Origin of the sequence: Streptomyces tyrfis (assembly GCF_037034285.1) — a bacterium.
In the GTDB taxonomy this organism is placed as follows: Bacteria; Actinomycetota; Actinomycetes; order Streptomycetales; family Streptomycetaceae; genus Streptomyces.
On record NZ_JBAGJZ010000012.1, the window covers coordinates 111,537 to 130,400 of the forward strand.

At 72.6% G+C, this 18,864-nt stretch carries 13 protein-coding genes; 8 read left to right on the plus strand and 5 right to left on the minus strand.

Annotated elements, in window-relative coordinates; all coding sequences use genetic code 11:
• Positions 1-224 precede the first annotated feature (224 nt).
• From WA762_RS12050 to WA762_RS12060, 3 genes are all read right to left on the minus strand, one after another.
• The gene (locus WA762_RS12050; protein WP_335935518.1) at positions 225-1,721 is read right to left on the minus strand and encodes a Gfo/Idh/MocA family protein; all 1,497 of its coding nucleotides are present in this window, start codon (positions 1,719-1,721) and stop codon (positions 225-227) included.
• 243 nt (positions 1,722-1,964) lie between these two features.
• Positions 1,965-4,916, minus strand: coding sequence for an FAD-binding and (Fe-S)-binding domain-containing protein (locus WA762_RS12055; RefSeq protein ID WP_335935519.1), 2,952 nt, complete (start codon positions 4,914-4,916; stop codon positions 1,965-1,967).
• A 93-nt stretch (positions 4,917-5,009) separates the two neighbouring features.
• Positions 5,010-5,456 (minus strand): MarR family winged helix-turn-helix transcriptional regulator, encoded by a 447-nt coding sequence (locus WA762_RS12060; protein ID WP_335935520.1) that lies wholly within the window; start codon positions 5,454-5,456, stop codon positions 5,010-5,012.
• 198 nt (positions 5,457-5,654) lie between these two features.
• On the opposite strand from WA762_RS12060, the gene WA762_RS12065 reads away from it, so the two are divergent.
• The gene (locus WA762_RS12065) at positions 5,655-7,466 is read left to right on the plus strand and encodes an ABC transporter ATP-binding protein (RefSeq protein WP_335935521.1); all 1,812 of its coding nucleotides are present in this window, start codon (positions 5,655-5,657) and stop codon (positions 7,464-7,466) included.
• Between the two features lie 510 nt (positions 7,467-7,976).
• On the opposite strand, the gene WA762_RS12070 is transcribed toward WA762_RS12065, so the two are convergent.
• Entirely contained in the window at positions 7,977-9,098 is a 1,122-nt protein-coding gene (locus WA762_RS12070) for an NAD(P)-binding domain-containing protein (RefSeq protein ID WP_335935522.1), read from the minus strand.
• Positions 9,099-9,220: 122 nt separating this feature from the next.
• On the opposite strand from WA762_RS12070, the gene WA762_RS12075 reads away from it, so the two are divergent.
• Positions 9,221-9,643, plus strand: a complete 423-nt coding sequence (locus WA762_RS12075; RefSeq protein ID WP_335935523.1) for a secondary thiamine-phosphate synthase enzyme YjbQ — start codon at positions 9,221-9,223, stop codon at positions 9,641-9,643.
• Positions 9,644-9,846: 203 nt separating this feature from the next.
• On the plus strand, positions 9,847-12,078 hold the full coding sequence (locus WA762_RS12080) for a serine/threonine-protein kinase (RefSeq protein WP_335935524.1): 2,232 nt from the start codon (positions 9,847-9,849) through the stop codon (positions 12,076-12,078).
• Positions 12,079-12,372: 294 nt separating this feature from the next.
• On the opposite strand, the gene WA762_RS12085 is transcribed toward WA762_RS12080, so the two are convergent.
• Entirely contained in the window at positions 12,373-12,771 is a 399-nt protein-coding gene (locus WA762_RS12085) for a DUF6221 family protein (protein ID WP_335935525.1), read from the minus strand.
• A gap of 410 nt (positions 12,772-13,181) precedes the next feature.
• Between WA762_RS12085 and WA762_RS12090 the strand changes: the two genes are divergently transcribed.
• The 5 genes from WA762_RS12090 to WA762_RS12110 all read left to right on the plus strand — a co-directional run bounded on the left by WA762_RS12090 (position 13,182) and on the right by WA762_RS12110 (position 18,748).
• Complete coding sequence (locus WA762_RS12090) at positions 13,182-13,952, plus strand: dienelactone hydrolase family protein (protein ID WP_335935526.1); 771 nt, start codon at positions 13,182-13,184, stop codon at positions 13,950-13,952.
• 119 nt (positions 13,953-14,071) lie between these two features.
• The gene (locus WA762_RS12095; RefSeq protein WP_335935527.1) at positions 14,072-15,949 is read left to right on the plus strand and encodes a transketolase; all 1,878 of its coding nucleotides are present in this window, start codon (positions 14,072-14,074) and stop codon (positions 15,947-15,949) included.
• Between the two features lie 423 nt (positions 15,950-16,372).
• Complete coding sequence (locus tag WA762_RS12100) at positions 16,373-16,726, plus strand: FAD-dependent oxidoreductase (RefSeq protein ID WP_335935528.1); 354 nt, start codon at positions 16,373-16,375, stop codon at positions 16,724-16,726.
• Between the two features lie 154 nt (positions 16,727-16,880).
• Complete coding sequence (locus WA762_RS12105) at positions 16,881-17,846, plus strand: aldo/keto reductase (RefSeq protein ID WP_335935529.1); 966 nt, start codon at positions 16,881-16,883, stop codon at positions 17,844-17,846.
• A gap of 113 nt (positions 17,847-17,959) precedes the next feature.
• Positions 17,960-18,748, plus strand: a complete 789-nt coding sequence (locus WA762_RS12110) for an SAM-dependent methyltransferase (RefSeq protein WP_335935530.1) — start codon at positions 17,960-17,962, stop codon at positions 18,746-18,748.
• Positions 18,749-18,864 lie beyond the last annotated feature (116 nt).

Sequence of the window (18,864 nt, forward strand, 5' to 3'; positions counted from 1 at the left end):
GGAGGCGGGGCCCGGCCGCCGGAAACGGCCCGACGACCGGACCCGGGGCCTGCGCCCCGAAGCCCCGCGTCCGAACTCCTGCGCGTCGAATTCCTTGCCCGCACCCCTGTGCCCGCGCTCCTGTGCCCGCTCCCCTCAGCCTCGAAGTCCTGCATGCCGAAGTGCCGGGCACCGAAGTCCTGTGGGCGGAACTCCTGCGGGCTGAATCCCCGTACGCCGAACGGTCAGGCCTTCTCCGGTCTCTCCGAATCCATGCCGGGGCGGGCCTTCTTCCACTCGCCGCGCGTGAAGTCCGGGATCTGCTGCGGCGCGCCCTTCGCCCTGATGGAGAGATGGCTGAGCGGCACCGGCGCCGTCCAGGTCGCCGCGTCGTACACGTCGAAGTCCGGGACGAGGCCGAGCCGCATGCACTGCGTCAGCCGGAACACCAGCATGTAGTCCATTCCGCCGTGTCCCCCCGGCGGGTTGGCGTGTTCCTTCCAGAGCCAGTGGTCCCATCGGGCGTACGCCGAGAAGTCGCCCCACTGGTCGTTCGTGTGGTCGGGCTCCAGATAGATCCGTTCGGGGTAGTCCTCGAAGACGCCCTTCGTGCCGCCGAGGCTGTTGACGCGTGAGTACGGGTGAGGGGTCGACACGTCGTGTTCCAGTCGGATGACCCGCCCCTTGGCGGTCTGGACGAGACTGATCGTCCGATCGGACTCGATGTAGGTCTCCTTCCAGCTCGGGTCGCCTGCGGGCATGTTGTTCCTGCGGTACTCGGCGAGCCCGAGCGCGGGGGAGCCGACGCTGGTGATGCTGACCGCGCGGTCGCCGCGGTTGACGTCCATGTAGTTGGCCACCGGGCCGAAGCCGTGGTTGGGGTAGAGGTCCCCGCGCAGCCTGGTGTGCCACAGCCTGCGCCAGGGGCCCTCGTAGTACTCCGGATCGAACATCAGCCCGCGCAGGTCGTGGTTGTACGCGCCCGCCCCGTGCAGCAGATCGCCGAAGAGGCCGGCGTGCGCCATGCGCAGCACCCGCATCTCGTTCCGTCCGTAGCAGCAGTTCTCCAGCTGCATGCAGTGACGTCTGGTGCGTTCGGACAGGTCGACCAGTTCCCAGAGCTGGTCCAGTCGGAGGGCGATCGGGCATTCTACGCCGACGTGCTTGCCGTTCAGCAGGGCGGTCTTCGCCATCTCGAAGTGGAAGTCCCAGGGCGTCGCCACGTAGACGAGGTCGATGTCCCCGCGTCGGCAGAGGTTCTCGTAGTCGTTCTCGCCCTTGGTGTAGACGGCGGGCGACGGCTGCCCCGCGGCCGTCACCTTCGCCGCCGCCCGTTCGGCCTTGGCCCGGACCGGGTCGCAGACGGCGACCACCCGCACGCCCTCCATGGCGAGGAAGAGGTCGATCATGCCGCCGCCCCGGTTGCCGAGGCCGACCAGGCCGACCCGGACGGTGGAGCGCCGGTCGAACGGCACTCCGACCATGGTGCGTCCCTGGCGCCTCGGCGCGGACGCCTGGTCCGCGCCGGCCGTCTCCGGGCTCCGTGCGGGGGCGGCGGAAGCGGTCCCGGCGCCGTAACCGCCGAGTCCGAGACCCGCGCCGGCCACCGAGGCGGTCGTCCACAGGACCGAGCGGCGGCTGGGCGTGCCCGGTCCGCCGCTCTCCGTTCCGTCATGCCGCGGCCCCTCGGGCCGAGTTCCGTCCTGGTGCGTTCCGCCGTCCTGCTGTGCTGCGTCGTTCATCGATCCTCCGGAAGGGGGGTCTGACGTGCGCGGCCGGTGAATGAACCTTCTGGAGGACCTTGGTGGCCGATGCGGCCGGTGCGCAAGGGGCGCGATTGGACTCCCGTTCCGAAACCATGGACTTTCGCGCCCGGGCGACGCCGGGCGGGTTCACAGGCCGGCCGAACCCACCCGGCGTTCGAGGACGTCAGCGGGGCCGCCGGTGGACGGGCTACGAGCCGGTCGCCGGGCGGCGTCCTGCGGTCACCGCGTCACGGCCCCCGGCCGCGTCGCCCGCTCCAGCTCCATCAGGACGGAGTAGTAGGAGTGGCCCGTGGCCCGGTCCATGCCGATCTCGCACATGCGGTTGGCGGAGAGATAGGCGTCGTACTCGCGTTCGTTCACCTCCGCCGCCTCCTTGGCCGTCGCGGAGGCCGTCAACTCCTTGTGCAGCATGCCGCGGTCGCCCGCGAAGGCGCAGCAACCGGCGTCGTCGGGGATCACGACCTCCTCCGCGCACGCCTCCGCGACGGCGCGCAACTGCTCGACATCGCCCAGGTGCTGCATCGAGCACGTCGGGTGCAGCACGGCGGAATCGACCTTCCGGAGCACCGTCAGCTCCGGAAGCAGTTCGTCGGCCGCCCAGACCAGGGAGTCGACGATCGTCAGCTCCCGGTGCAACTCGCGGTTGTCGTCGGTGAGATAGGGCACCACCTCATGGGCGATGCCCAGCGTGCACGACGAGGCGTCGACGACCAGGGGCAGTCTTCCGCCCGCCGTCCAGCCCCAGGCCGCCTCCACGATGCGGTTGGCCATCACGGCGTTGCCCTCGTCGTACCCCTTCGAGTGCCAGATCGTCGCGCAGCAGGTGCCCGCGACGTCGTCCGGGATCCACACCGGCTTTCCGGCCCGGGCGGACACGGCGACGACGGCCTGCGGCAGCGACGGGCCGCGATGGCCCTCGGGCCCGCCGAAGATGCGGTTCACGCACGCCGGGTAGTAGACGGCCTTCGCCCCGCCGCGCGAGGTGCGGGGCAGCGAGCGGGCGGCTGCGCCGGGGATCTCCGGCAGCCACTCCGGCACCAGGTCGGGGCGCACGGCCTTGCGGGCGAGCCCGGTGATGGTCTCCAGCGGTCCGTCGCCCAGCCGGTCACCGATCCGGCCGGCCGCGGCGACCGCGAGCCGCGCCGCCGCCTCCACCGCCTTGAAGTTCTTGGCGGTGAGCGCCGCGATCCGTTCCTCGCGCGGCGAGTGCCGCTGGTGGCGGAACTCCTTCATCATGGCGCCGGTGTCGATGCCGACCGGGCAGGCGAGCTTGCAGGTCGAGTCGCCCGCGCAGGTGTCGACGGCGTCGTAGCCGTACGCGTCGAGCAGCCGCGACTCCACCGGGGAGCCGTCCGGCTGCCGCATCATCTCCCGGCGCAGCACGATGCGCTGACGCGGCGACGTCGTCAGGTCGTGGCTGGGGCAGGTGGGCTCGCAGAAGCCGCATTCGATGCAGGGGTCCGCGATCGCCTCCACCGCGGGGATGGTCTTCAGTCCGCGCAGATGCGCCTTCGGGTCGCGATCGAGGACGATGCGCGGGGCGAGCACCCCGTCCGGATCGATGATCTGCTTCGTGCGCCACATCAGCTCGGTCGCCTTCGGCCCCCACTCCAGCTCCAGGAACGGGGCGATGTTGCGTCCGGTGGCGTGCTCCGCCTTCAGGGAGCCGTCGAAACGCTCCACCGTCAGCCGACAGAAGTCGTCCATGAACGCGGCGTAGCGGTCGACGTCGGATGGCTTCGACGCGTCGAAGGCGAGCAGGAAGTGGAGGTTGCCGTGCGCCGCGTGGCCGGCGACGGCGGCGTCGAAGCCGTGCTCCGCCTGGAGCGCGAGCAGGGCCTCGCAGGCGTCGGCCAGCCGGGACGGCGGGACCGCGAAGTCCTCCGTGATCAGCGTCGTCCCCGAGGGGCGCGAGCCGCCGACCGCGGTGACGAACGCCTTGCGGGCCTTCCAGTAGCCCGCGATCGTCCCGGCGTCACGGGTGAACTCGTTGGTCACCGAGGCGACGGGCGCGATCAGGTCGAGTCCTTCGACGACGGACGCGGCGGCCCGTTCGTACGCCTCCTGGCCCGCTTCGTCCGGCGCCCGGAACTCCACCAGCAGCGCCGTGGTCTCCTTGGGCAGCCCGGCCCAGTCCGCGGGGACGCCCTGGACGCTCACCGACGCCCGCAGCGTATTGCCGTCCATCAGTTCGACGGCGAGCGCCCCCGCCTCGTTGAAGAGGGGCACGGCGGACGCGGCGGCGGTCAGGGAGGGGAAGAACAGCAGACCGGTGGAGACCCGGCGGTCCAGCGGCAGCGTGTCGAACACGACCTCGGAGATGAAGCCGAAGGTGCCCTCGGAGCCGACCATCAGGCCGCGCAGGATCTGCACGGGCGTCGCCCCGTCCAGGAAGGCGTCCAGGCGGTAGCCGTTGGTGTTCTTGATCTCGTACTTGGCGCGGATGCGCGCGGTGAGTCCGGCGTCCGCCTCGATCTCCGCCTTCAGCGCCAGCAGGCCGGCGCAGAGCGCGGGTTCGGCCCGGGCCAGGTCCTCGTCCGCCGTGGGGGAGCCGGTGTCGACGACCGTGCCGCTCGGCAGGACGAAGGTGAGCGAGGAGACCGTGCGGTAGGAGTTGCGGGTCGTGCCCGCGGTCATGCCGGAGGCGTTGTTGGCGACGACCCCGCCGACGGTGCAGGCGATGGCGCTGGCCGGGTCGGGGCCGAGCAGCCGTCCGTACCGGGCGAGGGCGGCGTTGGCCCGCACGATCGTCGTCCCCGGCCGGACACGGGCCCGGGCGCCGTCGTCCAGCACCTCGATGCCCGCCCAGTGGTGGCGCACGTCGACCAGGATGTCCTCGCCCTGGGCCTGGCCGTTCAGGCTGGTGCCGGCCGCCCGGAAGACGACCTCGCGGCCGTGGTCGTGCGCGTACGACAGGATCGCCGAGACGTCGTCGAGGTCCTCCGGCACCACGACCGCCTGGGGGAGGAACCGGTAAGGGCTCGCGTCGGAGGCGTACTTCACCAGGTCGGAGACCTTCCACAGCACCTTCCCGGCCCCCAGCAGGCCGATGAGGTCGTCGCGCAGCGGCCGGGGCGTGCCCGGTGCCTGCCGGTCGGGGATCCGGTCCGGCGACGGCGCGCGCACTGCCCCGGGGCGGAGGGCTTCGGGCTTCGGCTCCAGCAGTGGCATGTCGGGCTCTCCTCGGCGGTTCTGTTCAGTTCGGTCCGGTGGGCGCGGCCGATGCACATGACACGGCTCGGGCGCACACGCGTTCCCCCAGGTTTAGCAGTGACGCCTCGGCATGCCGTTGACCAGGGCGGACAACAGGCCGCCGAACACCTCGCGCTGGTCGGCGTCCAACGGGGCCAGGATCTCCTCGGCGGCGGCCCGGCGCGCGTCGCGCAGCGACCGGAGGGTGGCGAGGCCCTCCTCGGTGATCTCGATCCGGACCACCCGGCGGTTGTCCGGATCGGGGGCGCGTCGCACCCGGCCGCTCGCCTCCAGGCCGTCGACCAGGCTCGTCACGGCACGGGGGACGACGTCCAGCCGCTGGGCCAGATCGGCCATCCGGGGCGGCCCGTCGTAATGCGCCACGGTGCGCAGCAGCCGGAACTGCGCGGGGGTGATGCCGATCGGCTCCAGCTGGCGGCTCTGGATCCGCTGGAGTCTGCGGGTCACCCGCAGCAACTGCTCGGCGAGCATGCCGTCTGCGTCGGAGGAGGAATCCATGAGGGAACAATATCAGGACCTTGTGCATTGTGAGTAGAGGTAACAATGAGCTATGCTCGCAAAAATCGGAGCCCCCGGTCCGGTCCCGAGCCTGCCCGGACCCACCGGGCCGGACCGGCCGATTCGGACCGGCCCGACCCGGGGCGTGTTCCGCGCCTTGTGCCTTCAGCCTTCACACCGCACCCGTCGAAGGAGCCCATGAAACCCGACGAAATCACCTGGACGCCCCCGCCGCAGGACGGAAGCCGCCCGCCCGCCGAGGTGCGCCGCATCCTGCGCCTGTTCCGTCCCTACCGCAGCCGGCTCGCCCTGGTGGGCCTGCTCGTCGGCGCCTCGTCCCTGGTGTCGGTGGCCTCGCCGTTCCTGCTGCGCGAGATCCTGGACACCGCGATCCCGCAGGGGCGCACGGGGCTGCTGTCGCTGCTCGCCCTCGGGATGATCCTCACCGCCGTGATGAACAGCGTCTTCGGAGTCCTGCAGACGCTGATCTCCACCACCGTCGGCCAGCGCGTCATGCACGATCTGCGCACCGCCGTCTACGCCCAGCTCCAGCGGATGCCGCTCGCCTTCTTCACCCGGACGCGCACCGGCGAGGTGCAGTCCCGCATCGCCAACGACATCGGCGGCATGCAGGCGACCGTCACCTCCACCGCGACCTCGCTGGTCTCGAACCTCACCGCGGTCTTCGCCACGGTGGTCGCCATGCTGGCGCTCGACTGGCGGCTCACCCTGGTCTCGCTCCTCCTGCTGCCGGTCTTCGTCTGGGTGAGCCGCCGGGTCGGTCGCGAGCGCAAGAGAATCACCACCCGCAGGCAGAAGCAGATGGCCGCCATGGCCGCCACGGTCACCGAGTCGCTCTCCGTCAGCGGCATCCTGCTCGGCCGGACGATGGGCCGGGCGGACTCCCTCGTCAAGGACTTCGCCGAGGAATCGGAGAAGCTGGTCGATCTCGAAGTGCGCTCCAGCATGGCCGGACGGTGGCGGATGTCGACGATCGGCGTCGTCATGGCCGCCATGCCCGCCCTCATCTACTGGGCGGCGGGGCTGGCCCTGAAGTCGGGCGGCCCGGCCGTCTCCATCGGCACGCTCGTCGCCTTCGTCTCGTTGCAGCAGGCCCTGTTCCGGCCCGCCGTGAGCCTGCTCTCCACCGGGGTGCAGATGCAGACGTCCCTCGCGCTCTTCCAGCGGATCTTCGAGTACCTCGACCTCGAGGTCGACATCACCGAGCCCGAGCACCCCGTGCGGCTGGAGAAGGTCCGCGGCGAGATCCGCTTCGAGCACGTCGACTTCGGCTACGACGGGACGAGCGCCCCCACCCTCAGCGACATCGACCTGACCGTGCCGGCCGGCGGCAGCCTGGCGGTCGTCGGGCCCACCGGGTCGGGCAAGTCCACGCTCAGCTATCTGGTGCCCAGGCTCTACGACGTCACCGGCGGCCGGGTCACGCTCGACGGCGTCGACGTCCGGGATCTGGACTTCGACACCCTGGCCCGGGCCGTGGGTGTGGTCTCCCAGGAGACGTACCTCTTTCACGCCTCGGTCGCCGACAACCTGCGCTTCGCCAAGCCGGACGCGACCGACGCCGAGATCGAGGAGGCGGCCCGCGCGGCGCAGATCCACGACCACATCGCCGCCCTGCCCGACGGCTACGACACCCTCGTCGGGGAGCGGGGCTATCGCTTCTCCGGCGGTGAGAAACAGCGACTGGCCATCGCCCGCACCATCCTGCGCGACCCGCCCGTGCTCGTGCTCGACGAGGCGACGAGCGCGCTCGACACCCGCACGGAATTCGCCGTGCAGGAGGCGATCGACGCGCTCTCCGCGGGCCGCACCACCATCACCATCGCGCACCGGCTCTCCACCGTGCGCGACGCCGACCAGATCGTCGTCCTGGACGGCGGCCGCACGGCCGAGCGCGGCACTCACGACGAGCTGCTCCGCCAGGACGGCCGTTATGCCGCCCTCGTCCGGCGGGACACCCGACTGGCCCCGGCGGCGGTGGCGAGTTGACGGCGGGGCGGGTGCGCGCCCGCCGCATACGCGACGGCGCCGCCGCTCCCGTGGGACGGGGAGCGGCGGCGCCGGTGAAGCAGTGGTCAGATGAGCCAGCCCACGAAGTGGACGACGCCGGCGAGCAGGCTGGTGAGGATGTTCATTCGGTGATTCTCCTTGTGCATGGTGCATCTGTGGGACAGCGCAGTCGCGGTCTGCAGCCCGTCGCTTGCGCCCTGTAATCATCATCCGCCGCAGGGTGGTTGAGCAACGAATGGCGGAACGATCACGCGTTCCAGCGAACACCCGATCCCCTGTTCGTGTGTTCGTTGACGAGCGGGCGGGTCGGCGTGCGCCGGATGAGGTGTTATGCCGCGTTCGCGCGCCTCGTCGAGGCGAGTCGACGCGCGGCCGAGGCACGTCGGGCGGGGGAGTACGCGGCGTGCGACGGGGGAGAGGAGGAGCGGTCCCGTGCGGCCGTTCCTCCGTGCGCGGTCCGGCGGGAGGACCGGAGCGGCGGACGGGGCGTCAGGCCGTGGCCGGCGCCAGGGCTTCGCCGCTTCCGGTCCGCGTGCTCGCCTCCCTCGCCGGCCTCTCGAGCAGTCGCCGGATCTCGTGCACCGCCGCCCGCCCCGCCCGGTTGGCGCCGATCGTGCTGGCGGACGGCCCGTACCCGACGAGGTGGACGCGTTCGTCCCGGACCGCCCGTGTGCCGTCGAGCCTGATGCCGCCGCCCGGCTCGCGCAGTCTCAGCGGTGCGAGGTGATCGACGGCGGCCCGGAACCCGGTCGCCCAGAGGATGACGTCGGCGTCGACCGTCCGGCCGTCGTCCCAGGCGACCCCGGTCGGCGTGATCCGGTCGAACATCGGCAGCCGGTCGAGCACCCCCTCCGCGCGCGCCCGGCGCACCGCCTCGGTCAGCGGCAGGCCGGTCACGCTCACCACGCTGAGCGGCGGCAGCCCGCGCCGCACCCGCTCCTCCACCATCGCCACCGCGGCCCGCCCCCGCTCCTCGTCGAACGGCCCCTCCCGGAAGACGGGCGGCCGACGTGTCACCCAGTGGGTCTCGGCCGCCACCTCGGCGATCTCCATCAGGTGCTGGGTGCCGGAGGCGCCGCCGCCGACCACCACCACGCGCCGCCCGGCGAACGCGTCGGGCCCCGGATAGCCGCCGGTGTGCAGCTGCTGCCCGCGGAAGCTCTCCTGGCCGGGGTAGCGCGGCCAGAACGGCCGGTCCCAGGTGCCGGTTGCGTTGATCAGGGCGCGGGTCGCGTACGCGCCCTCGGACGTCTCGACGAGCAGCCGGCCCTCGGCGCCCTCGCGCACGGCGGTCACATCCACCGGCCGGTGGACCCGTAGACCGAAGGCGCGCTCGTAGGCGTCGAAGTACGCGCCGATCACCTCGGAGGAAGGGCGGTCGTCGTCGGCGCCGGTCAGCTCCATGCCGGGAAGCGCGTGCATCCCGTGCACCTTGCCGTACGTCAGCGACGGCCAGCGGAACTGCCAGGCGCCCCCGGGACGCGGGGCGTGGTCCAGCACGACGAAGTCCCGGTCGGGCTCCAGCCCGGCGCGGCGCAGATGGTAGGCGCCGGACAGTCCCGCCTGCCCCGCGCCGATCACGACGACATCGACCGTGCGTCCCTCGGCCACCCCAAGATTGTTCACGCTTCTACCAACAGGCCCGGCGGCGGAGATCTTCCCGTGTCCGGCCGCCCGTCCCGGAGTGTGAGAGAGCCGCGCCGGAGCGCCCGACCGGCGAGAGGATGAGGAACATGTCCTCTTCTTTCAGCACCAGCGTCCTGCGCGTCACCACCGGAACGACGGAGACGGTCACCGACCTGACGCGCGACTGCGAGGAGTTCCTCGCCGGGACCGCCGCGGGGCGGGACGGCCTGCTCAACGTCTTCGTGCCCCACGCGACCGCCGGAATCGCCATTCTGGAAACCGGTTCCGGCAGCGACGAGGATCTCCTCGCGGCCCTCCACACCCTGCTGCCCGCCGACGAACGCTGGCAGCACCGCCACGGCACCCCGGGCCACGGCCGCGACCACGTGCTGCCCGCCCTGGTGCCGCCGCACGCGACGCTGCCGGTGATCGGCGGACGGCTGCGACTGGGCACCTGGCAGTCGGTGTGCCTGGTCGACACGAACATCAGCAACAGGGACCGTCAGGTGCGGCTGAGCTTCCTCGGTTAGCCGGCCGCCTCGGTGGGACCGCGGAGGGGGAGTCCTGCGACGCACCTCTTGACGGGTCTCGTCGTGTGCGGCACGGGAGCGGCTCCGGGCTCCGTGTTCGTCACCCGCTTTGCGCTGCCGTACTGCCCTGCGGCTAGTTTGTGTGCGGAACAGGTACGCAGGCCCGTGGCGGCAGAGGTGCACGGGGGACGGGAGGTCGGGGAGTGTCGCTGCGGGGAGGTGATCCAGCCGAGATCGGCGGTTATCCGCTCGAGGCGCGGCTCGGCTCGGGTGGCATGGGCACGGTCTTTCTGGCCCGTACGAGCTCGGGGCGACCCGTCGCGATCAAACTGATCCACCAGCAGTTCGCGGGGGACGACGAGTTCCGCATCCGTTTCCGGCAGGAGGTGGCGGCGGCGAGGCGGGTGAGCGGCGCGTTCACCGCCGCCGTGGTCGACGCCGCCCCTGAGGCCGAGCAGCCGTGGATGGCGACGACCTATATCGAGGGGCACACGCTCGCCCAGCACATCGCGGCGAACGGCCCGCTGAACGGAGCGGAGCTGAGGAGGCTCGCCATCGGGCTGGCGGAGGCGCTCCGCGACATCCACCGGGTGGGGGTCGTCCACCGCGACCTGAAGCCCTCGAACGTCGTGCTCTCGCCCGAGGGGCCGCGCGTCATCGACTTCGGCATTTCGCGCGCCGTGGACCAGCAGACGCTGACGATGACCGGGCGGGTCATCGGTACGCCGCCCTTCATGTCGCCGGAGCAGTTGCAGGCGCCGCGTGGCGTGGGGCCGCGGTCCGATGTCTTCTCGCTGGGGACGCTGCTGGTGTACGCGGCGACGGGCCACGGGCCCTTCGACGCGGACAGCCCGTACATGACGGCATATCAGGTGGTGCACGAGGAGCCGTCGCTGGACGCCGTGCCGGCGGCCTTGCGCGCGGTCGTCGAGCCGTGCCTGGCCAAGGAGCCCGAGGGACGCCCCTCGGCGGACGAACTCCTCGTGCTGCTGCGGGACCTGCCGGCCGACCTCGGCGGGACCGGCGCGAAGGGGGCCGGCGCGGGCCGCACCCGCGACATGATCACCCAGCATCACTTCGCGGCGCGGGCCACCCCGGCGCCGACCGGCCCGGCCGGTCCCGATGCGGGGAGCACCGGCGCCCCCATCGGCCGCCGTCTGCGCCGCCGATGGCGTCCCGTGCTCGCGGCCGCGGTAGCGGTGGCGGCGATCGGCGGGGGAGCCGCCGCGCTGAAGGCGGGCGGCTTCGGAGGCGACAGCGGCGGCGACAAGGACAACAGCGTCGCGGTGCCGGGCGCCGCACTTCCGGACGGCTTCGAGCCGTGGCGCAGGACCGTGCGGGGCGGCCGCGAGGACATCCCCGACGAGCTGCGTTGCGTCGCGCGCGGCGACGCGCTGTTCTGCGGGGGCGGCGGTGTCGTCGCGACCCGTATCAGGGCCTCGGACGGCTCGCAGGTGTGGACGGCGAAGAGCCCGGGCGTTCCCGTCCAGGGCATGCACCTGGTGGGTGCCACCGACGACACGGTGCTCGGCTACCGCTTCGCCGCCGAGGACGCCCCGCAGGACCCGCCCGGCGAGGTGGTGGCCGTGGACGCGGACGACGGCCGGGAGCTGTGGTCCGTGCCGTCCGGCGCCCAGTCGAGGGCCGTCACGGGCCGGACTCAGGACGCCGTCGTGGTCGGCTCCACCGTGGTGACGGTCGACGCCTCCAACTCCCGCTTCGAGGCCCGGGACGCGCACAGCGGCACGGTCGCCTGGGAGACGTCGTTCCCGTCGGGCGCACAGTGCGCTCCGGTCCCGGTGGGCCCGCAGCTCTTCGCGATGTGCGCGACGGACGAGGAGGTGGACGCCTCGGAGGTGAGCCATCCCACCCTGCGCGCGGTCGACCGCGCCTCGGGGACACTGGGCAGGCCCATCGCGGTCGACGGCCCCGCCGTGCCGATGGGCGTCGCCGACGGCGGGCTCGTGCTCCTCCAGGGACGCATGGAGGGAGCGGCGCTCGTCGGCTACGACGGGGTGGCGCGGGTCGACCCGGCCTCGCGGAAGGTCACGTACTCCCGGCTGGCCACGACATACTCGGGGACGCCCGGCATGGCGGACGGCACCCTCTACGTGAGCAGCCAGACCGGGCTCGTCACGGCGCTCGACCCCGCGACCGGCCGGAAGAAGTGGTTCCGGCAGACGGGCGTGGAGGGCGCGTCGGGTCCTGCGGAGGGAGCCGACGCGCTGTACTTCAGCTCGGCCACCGGCCGGGTCGTCGCGCTGTCGCCGCATGACGGCAAACCCCTGTGGACGACGGATCCGCAGGCTGATGGTCTGACGGGCGAGCAGGGCGCGAGCCCGCGCGTGACCGTCGCGGGGCGTGCGCTGATCGTGGCAGCGGCCAAGAACACTCTCTTCGCCTTCGACGCGCAGAAGCCGCCGAAGGCGGGCTGACCTCTCGGGGAACCGGCTGCCGGCCGTCGACGGACGGCCATCCCGAAGAAGCCGCTGACGGGGATCTGGCCAGGAGCCCCTTGGGCGCCGGCCTCTCCTGAGCGCTCCCGGGCGACCGGCCTGCTCCCACCCGGCCCGTTCCGGGTCCGACCGATTTCGGTCCGACCGATTTCGGTCCGACTGGTTGCGGGCCGGCCTGGCGTGGCCCGGCCCGGCGATGCGCGTCGATCCCGTCCGCCTCCCGTCCGCCTCCCACGGAAGCGGCGGGCGGTGGAGCGGTGGGCGGGGCGGGCGCTACTGGATGAACCGCGGCAGCCATCTGGCCCGGTAGTCCGGGTGGCCGGCGTGCTCCGCCGCCATCTGCCGCACGGCGAAACCCAGCCCGATGGCACGGCCCGACGCGAAGTCCTGTTCGGGGCGGTCGGTGTCCTTGTCCGCGATCTCCTCGTACTCGTTCAGGAGCACCCGGCTGGTCTCGATGCGCCGACAGGTGCGCGCGGGATCCTGGAAGGCGATGTGCTCGTCGAAGCCATGACTCCGCACGCTGAAGGCGATGGCGCCGAGACGGTCGTGGACCTCGCCCGGCACGTCGGCCGGGCACCGCCAGGTGTCGCCGCCCGCCGCATGCGCGATCCGCTCCTCCTCGGCGAGGCGCGCCCGGACAAATTCGATCATGTCGGAGTTCTCTGACATCGGAGTTCCGAATCCTCCACCGTTCTGGTCTCCTGCCGGAGACCGCACCTGCTGTCCGCCCGCGTACTCTTCTTCGACCGAGGCTGCCGCACGACGATACCGAGTCGGGGCGCCGGGACAGTGCCCATGACCTGCGGAACGCCGCGCGTGCCGCGCCCCGCTCCGCCCGGTCGCCGACGGTCCGCGCGCGTCAGGCGTCCGCCCGCACCCGGTGTGCCGAGCCCGGGTACGCCTCGTCGGGCGGCGGTCCGCGCCCCGTCCGGGCGAGGACCCGGCGCCGTCCGGCCACGATCGCGCGTCCGCCCGGCGGGGGCGTGCGATGCCGTGATAACGATCCCTCTGGGCCCGCCCGCGAGTGCTGCCGCTCCGGACGGCGGACCACCGTACGCACGAGAGAGAGGGAATCGCCCATGACCGCCGTACGCGGAACGAACGTGGACATCGCCACGCCGGACGGCGTCGCCGACGCCTATCTGGTCCATCCGGACGACGGGAGGCCGCACCCCGCGGTCCTCCTCTACATGGACGCCTTCGGGATCCGGCCCCAGCTGCGGAAGGCGGCCGACCGGCTCGCCCGGGCCGGCTACACCGTCCTGGTCCCCAACGTCTTCCACCGGCACGGCCGGGCCCCGGTGGTCGAGCTGCCCGACTTCATCGACCCGGCCGCACGCCCGGATCTCTTCGAACGCCTGGGCCCGATCCTGCGCTCGCTCACCCCCGAGGCGGCGATGCGCGACGCGGACGCCTATCTGAACTGGCTGGCGGAATGCCCCGCCGCCGCCGACGGACCGGTCGGCGTCACCGGGTACTGCATGGGAGCGGGCCTCGCCCTGCGCACCGCCGGAACGTACCCCGACCGGGTCGCCGCGGCGGCCGGTTTCCACGGCGGACGACTGGCCACCGAGTCCGACGACAGCCCCCACCTGCTCGCCGACCGGATCGAGGCGGAGCTGTACTTCGGCCACGCCGACCAGGACCCCTCGCTGCCGGCCGAGCAGATCGACCGTCTCGAAGAGGCGTTCACCGAGGCGGGCGTGCGCCACCGCTGCGAGGTCTACCCCGGCGCGCACCACGGATTCACCCAGGCGGACACCGCCGCGTACGACCGCGCCGCGGACGAACGCCACTGGGCCGCGCTGCTGGATCTCCTGGAACGCGCCATCGGATCGGCACACGCCTGAATCGCGGCCTTCGCGCCATGGACATACGGTCGGCAAGGGGCACGGCGTCGCGCCCCTTGCCGCTCGGGCGTCCCGCCTCCGCCCCGCCGACGAAGAGCAGGACGAGAGAGGAGGCCGCGATGACGGCCGAGAACACCCACACCGCCGCCCTCGGGCCCGGCAGCGCCCTGGACGAGGTCTTCGAGCTGGCCCAGCAGCTGCGCGTGGACTCCGTCCGCGCCAGCACCGCCGCCGGCTCCGGGCACCCGACCTCCAGTCTGTCCGCCGCCGATCTGATGGCCGTCCTCATGACCCGCCACCTGCGCTACGACTGGCAGAACCCGCGGAACCCCGCCAACGACCACCTGGTCTTCTCCAAGGGCCACGCCTCGCCCCTGCTGTACGCCATGTTCCTCGCCGCCGGCGCGATCGGCGAGGAGGAGCTGATGACCACCTACCGCCGCGCCGGCGCCCGTCTCCAGGGCCACCCCACCCCGGTCCTGCCCTGGGTGGACGCGGCCACCGGCTCCCTGGGGCAGGGCATCGCGTACGGCGTCGGCATCGCGCTCGCCGGGCGGGACCTGGAGCGCGAGCCCTACCGCGTCTGGGTGCTGTGCGGCGACAGCGAGACGACCGAGGGCTCGGTGTGGGAAGCCCTGGACAAGGCGGGCCGCCACCGGCTGGCCAACTTCGTCGCGATCATCGACGTGAACCGTCTCGGCCAGCGCGGTCCCACGGAGCTGGGCTGGGACACCGAGGCCTACGCCCGCCGCGTCGAGGCCTTCGGCTGCCGGGCCCTCGTCGTCGACGGCCACGACCTCGCGGCCGTGGACGAGGCCCTGACCACCGCGGGCGACGGACAGGCCCCCACCGTCGTCGTCGCCCGGACCGTCAAGGGCCAGGGCGTCTCGGAGGTCGCGGACGCCGAGGGCTGGCACGGCAAGCCGCTGCCCGAGGACCTCGCCGCGCGCGCCGTCGCCGAACTGGGCGGCGTCCGCCACCTCACCGTGCGGGGCCACCGGCCGCCCGCCGCCCCCGCCGTCGAGCCGGGCGTCCCCGTGCCGGTCGAACTGCCGAGGTTCCGGACGGGCGACAACGTCGCCACCCGCGTCGCCTTCGGCAAGGCGCTCGCCGCGGTCGGCGCCCGGCCCGACATCGTCGCCCTGGACGCCGAGGTGGGCAACTCCACCCACGCGGAGGACTTCGGCAAGGCCCATCCCGAGCGGTACTTCCAGACCTACATCGCCGAACAGCAGATGATCGCCACCGCGGTCGGCATGGCCGCGCGCGGCTACCGTCCCTACGCCACCACGTTCGCGGCCTTCCTCACCCGGGCGCACGACTTCATCCGCATGGCGGCCGTCTCCGAGATCTCCATGAGCCTGTGCGGAACCCACTGCGGCGTCGAGATCGGTGCGGACGGGCCCTCCCAGATGGGTCTGGAGGACCTCGCCATGATGCGGTCCGTCCACGGCTCCACCGTGCTCTACCCCAGCGACGCCACGTCCACCGCCGCCCTGACCGCGGCCATGGCCTACCTGGACGGCATCTCCTATCTGCGCACCACCCGGGGCGGCTACCCGGTGCTCTACGCGCCCGACGAGACGTTCCCCGTCGGCGGTTCCAAGACCCTGCGCACCACCCGGGGCGACCGGGTCACCCTGATCGGCGCCGGCGTCACCCTCCACGAATGCCTCGCCGCGGCCGATCTGCTGGCCGCCGACGGCATTCCCGTCCGCGTCGTCGACCTGTACTCCGTCAAGCCCCTGGACCTCGACACGATCGCCCGTGCCGCTCAGGAGACCGGCGCCCTCGTCGTCGCGGAGGACCACCATCCCGAGGGCGGCATCGGGGAGGCCGTACTGTCCGCGCTGGCCGGACAGCGGCTGGCCCCCGCGTTCGCCCATCTCGCCGTGCGCAATCTGCCCGGTTCCGGGACCACCGCCGAACTGCTCGACGCGGCGGGGATCTCCCGTGCCCACATCGCGCGGACCGCCCGGGAGCTCGCGGGCGGCTGAACCGGGCCTCGGGCGGCCGGGCCCGTGCGGGTGCGGATCCGCGTGGGGCGGGGAGCGGCCCGGGCCGGACCACGCCGACGCGGCGTCGGGGGAGCGCTCGTCCGGGCCGCCCCACGCGGATTTTCCTTGAAACGGCAACTGTATTTGCCGTTGTGCCGACGGGCGGAGCGGCATCGGGCCCGGACCTCCCCGGTGTCCGCAGACGGTGGGGCACGGACCTGCTGCACTGCCCGTACTGCCACGCGTACGAAGTCCGCGACCAGCCGTTCGCGGTGCTCGGCACCCACCCGGGGGCGGTGCACCAGGCGCTGCTGCTGCTGCGGTGGAGCGACGACGTCGTCCTCCTCCGGCACACCCTGGACCTGTCGGAGCCGGACCGGGAGCGGCTCGGCGGCGCGCGAACTGCCTGTCGTGGAGGGCGAGATGGCCCGGATCGTCGTCGACGAGGACCGGCTGCGCGGCATCGAGCTCGCCGACGGCCGCGTCGTGCCCCGTGCCGCCGCCTTCGCCTTCCCCCGGATTGTCCCGCGCGACGAACTGCTGGTCCGCCTCGGCTGCGAGCGGGACGCGTCCGGCCGGGTCGCCACCGACCGCTCCGGCCGTACCAGCCTGCCCGGCGTGTGGGCCGTCGGCAACGTCGTCGACCCCCGCGCCCAGGTCGTCACCGCGGCGGGCGCGGGTTCCGGCGCGGCCTTCGCCGTCGACGCCGATCTGCTGGAGGAGGACGTCGACCGTGCCGTCACACACCGTCGGGCCGCGACCGTCGTCCTCCGGTAGCACCGCAGGTGCGCCGCGGCGCACCCGGTTCCCTCGGGCCACTGTTCTCACGAAACTCACCCGGCACACGCGCCCCAAGTCGCTTATCGTCGGGGGAGGTTCCCGGCAGGGACGACGCAAGGCCGGGAAGAGGGCGACGACATGGAGGAAGACTGTGCGCTATCGCGCGCTGGGACGCAGCGGTGTGTCGGTGTCCGAGATCGGTTACGGCGCCTGGGGCATCGGGGAGTCCAGCTGGGTGGGGGCCACGGAGGACGAGTCCGTGCGCGCCCTGCACCGCGCCATCGACCTGGGGGTCGACTTCGTCGACACCGCCCGTGGTTACGGCGAGAGCGAACGGATCGTGGGCCGGGTGGTCCGCGAACGGGCCGGCGACGAGGTGCTCGTCGCCACCAAGGTGCCGCCCAGGAACCGGATGTGGCCGGCCCCCGAGGGCGTCGACCCGGCCGAGACGTTCCCCGGCGAGCACATCCGCGAGAGCCTGGAGACCAGTCTGCGCGCCGGTGGACTGGACTGCTTCGACGTCCTGCAGTTCCATGTCTGGAGCGACGACTGGATCGGCCGCGGCGACTGGCTGGAGACGATCGAGGCGCTCAAACAGGAGGGAAAGATTCGCCTGTTCGGGGTCTCCGTCAACGACCACCGGCCCGACACCGCGCTGGCGCTCGTCCGCAGCGACGCCGTGGACACCGTGCAGGTCATCTACAACGTCTTCGACCAGGCGCCCGCCGACGAGCTGCTGCCGGCCTGCGCGGAGCACGGCGTCGGCGTGATCGTCCGGGTGCCGCTCGACGAGGGCGGCCTGACCGGCCGGATCACCGCCGACACGACGTTCCCCGAAGGGGACTGGCGCCGCCGGTACTTCCGCGACGACCGCCCGGCGCAGGTCGAGCGGCGCGTGGACGCGATCGTCTCCGACCTCGGCATCGCGCCGGACGAGATCGCGGAGTACGCCCTGCGGTTCGTGCTGAGCTCGCCGGCCGTCTCCACCGTCATCCCCGGCATGCGCAGCGTGCGCAACGTCGAACGCAACACCGCCGTGAGCGACGGGGTTCCGCTCGACGCGAGCCGGCTGGACGTACTCGCCCGGCACCGGTGGCAGCGCAACTTCTACTCCTGAGCGCCGAGTTCGATGCCGAACGAGATGCGTGGCCCGCGCCGGCGTCCCGGGGCGGGCCACGTTCCGCCGCGCCGACGGGGCGCGGAGACCGACGACGAACCAGGCGGTGGAGCATGAACCAGCACGGGGACGGGCCGGCCGGCGGCCGGGCCCATTCGGCACGGGTGTACGACTGCATTCTGGGCGGCAAGGACCACTACGAGGTGGACCGTCTGGCGGCCGAGGCGTCGCTCAGGGCCTGGCCCGGACTGCGGACGAGCATGCTGGCGAACCGGGCGGCGATGCGCCGGATGGCGCACTGGCTGGCGGCGGACGCCGGGATGCGCCAGTTCCTCGACATCGGCACCGGCATCCCCACCGAGCCCAACCTGCATCAGGTCGTGCAACGCGTGGCCCCCGAGGCCCGGGTCGTCTACGTCGACAACGACCCGGTCGTCCTCGCGCACGCCGACGCGCTGATGCGCAGCACTCCCGAAGGCCGGACCGCGTACATCCAGAGCGACATGAACGCCCCCGGCCCCCTGCTGGCCGACCCCGTCCTCCATCGGACGCTCGATCTGGCGCGGCCCGTCGCGGTGACGGTCATCGCGATGCTGCAGTTCGTGGCGGACGCGCAGGGGCTGATCGAGACGCTGATGGAGCCGCTCGCGTCCGGGAGCCATCTGGCCCTCACCCTCGCGACCGCCGACCTCGCGCCGGGATCGGAGGCCCTCGCCCGCGAGTACTCCGAGCGCGGCATCCCCATGTACCTGCGAGACCGGGCGGAGGTCGAGCGGCTGTTCACCGGGCTCGACCTGGTGGACCCCGGTGTCGTGCCGATGACCTCCTGGCGGCCCCCAGCCGGTGACGAGCCGCCCGCCGCCACGACGAACATGTACGCCGGGGTGGCGCGCAAGCCCTGATCCCCGCGGCCGTCCGTCCTCGGCCCTGTCTTCGAACTGCCGTCGCACGACAGACGGCAGTTCGAAGACACCCCTAAGGGCTGCCCCCGTAATCCTTGGCGGGCGCGCGACGACGG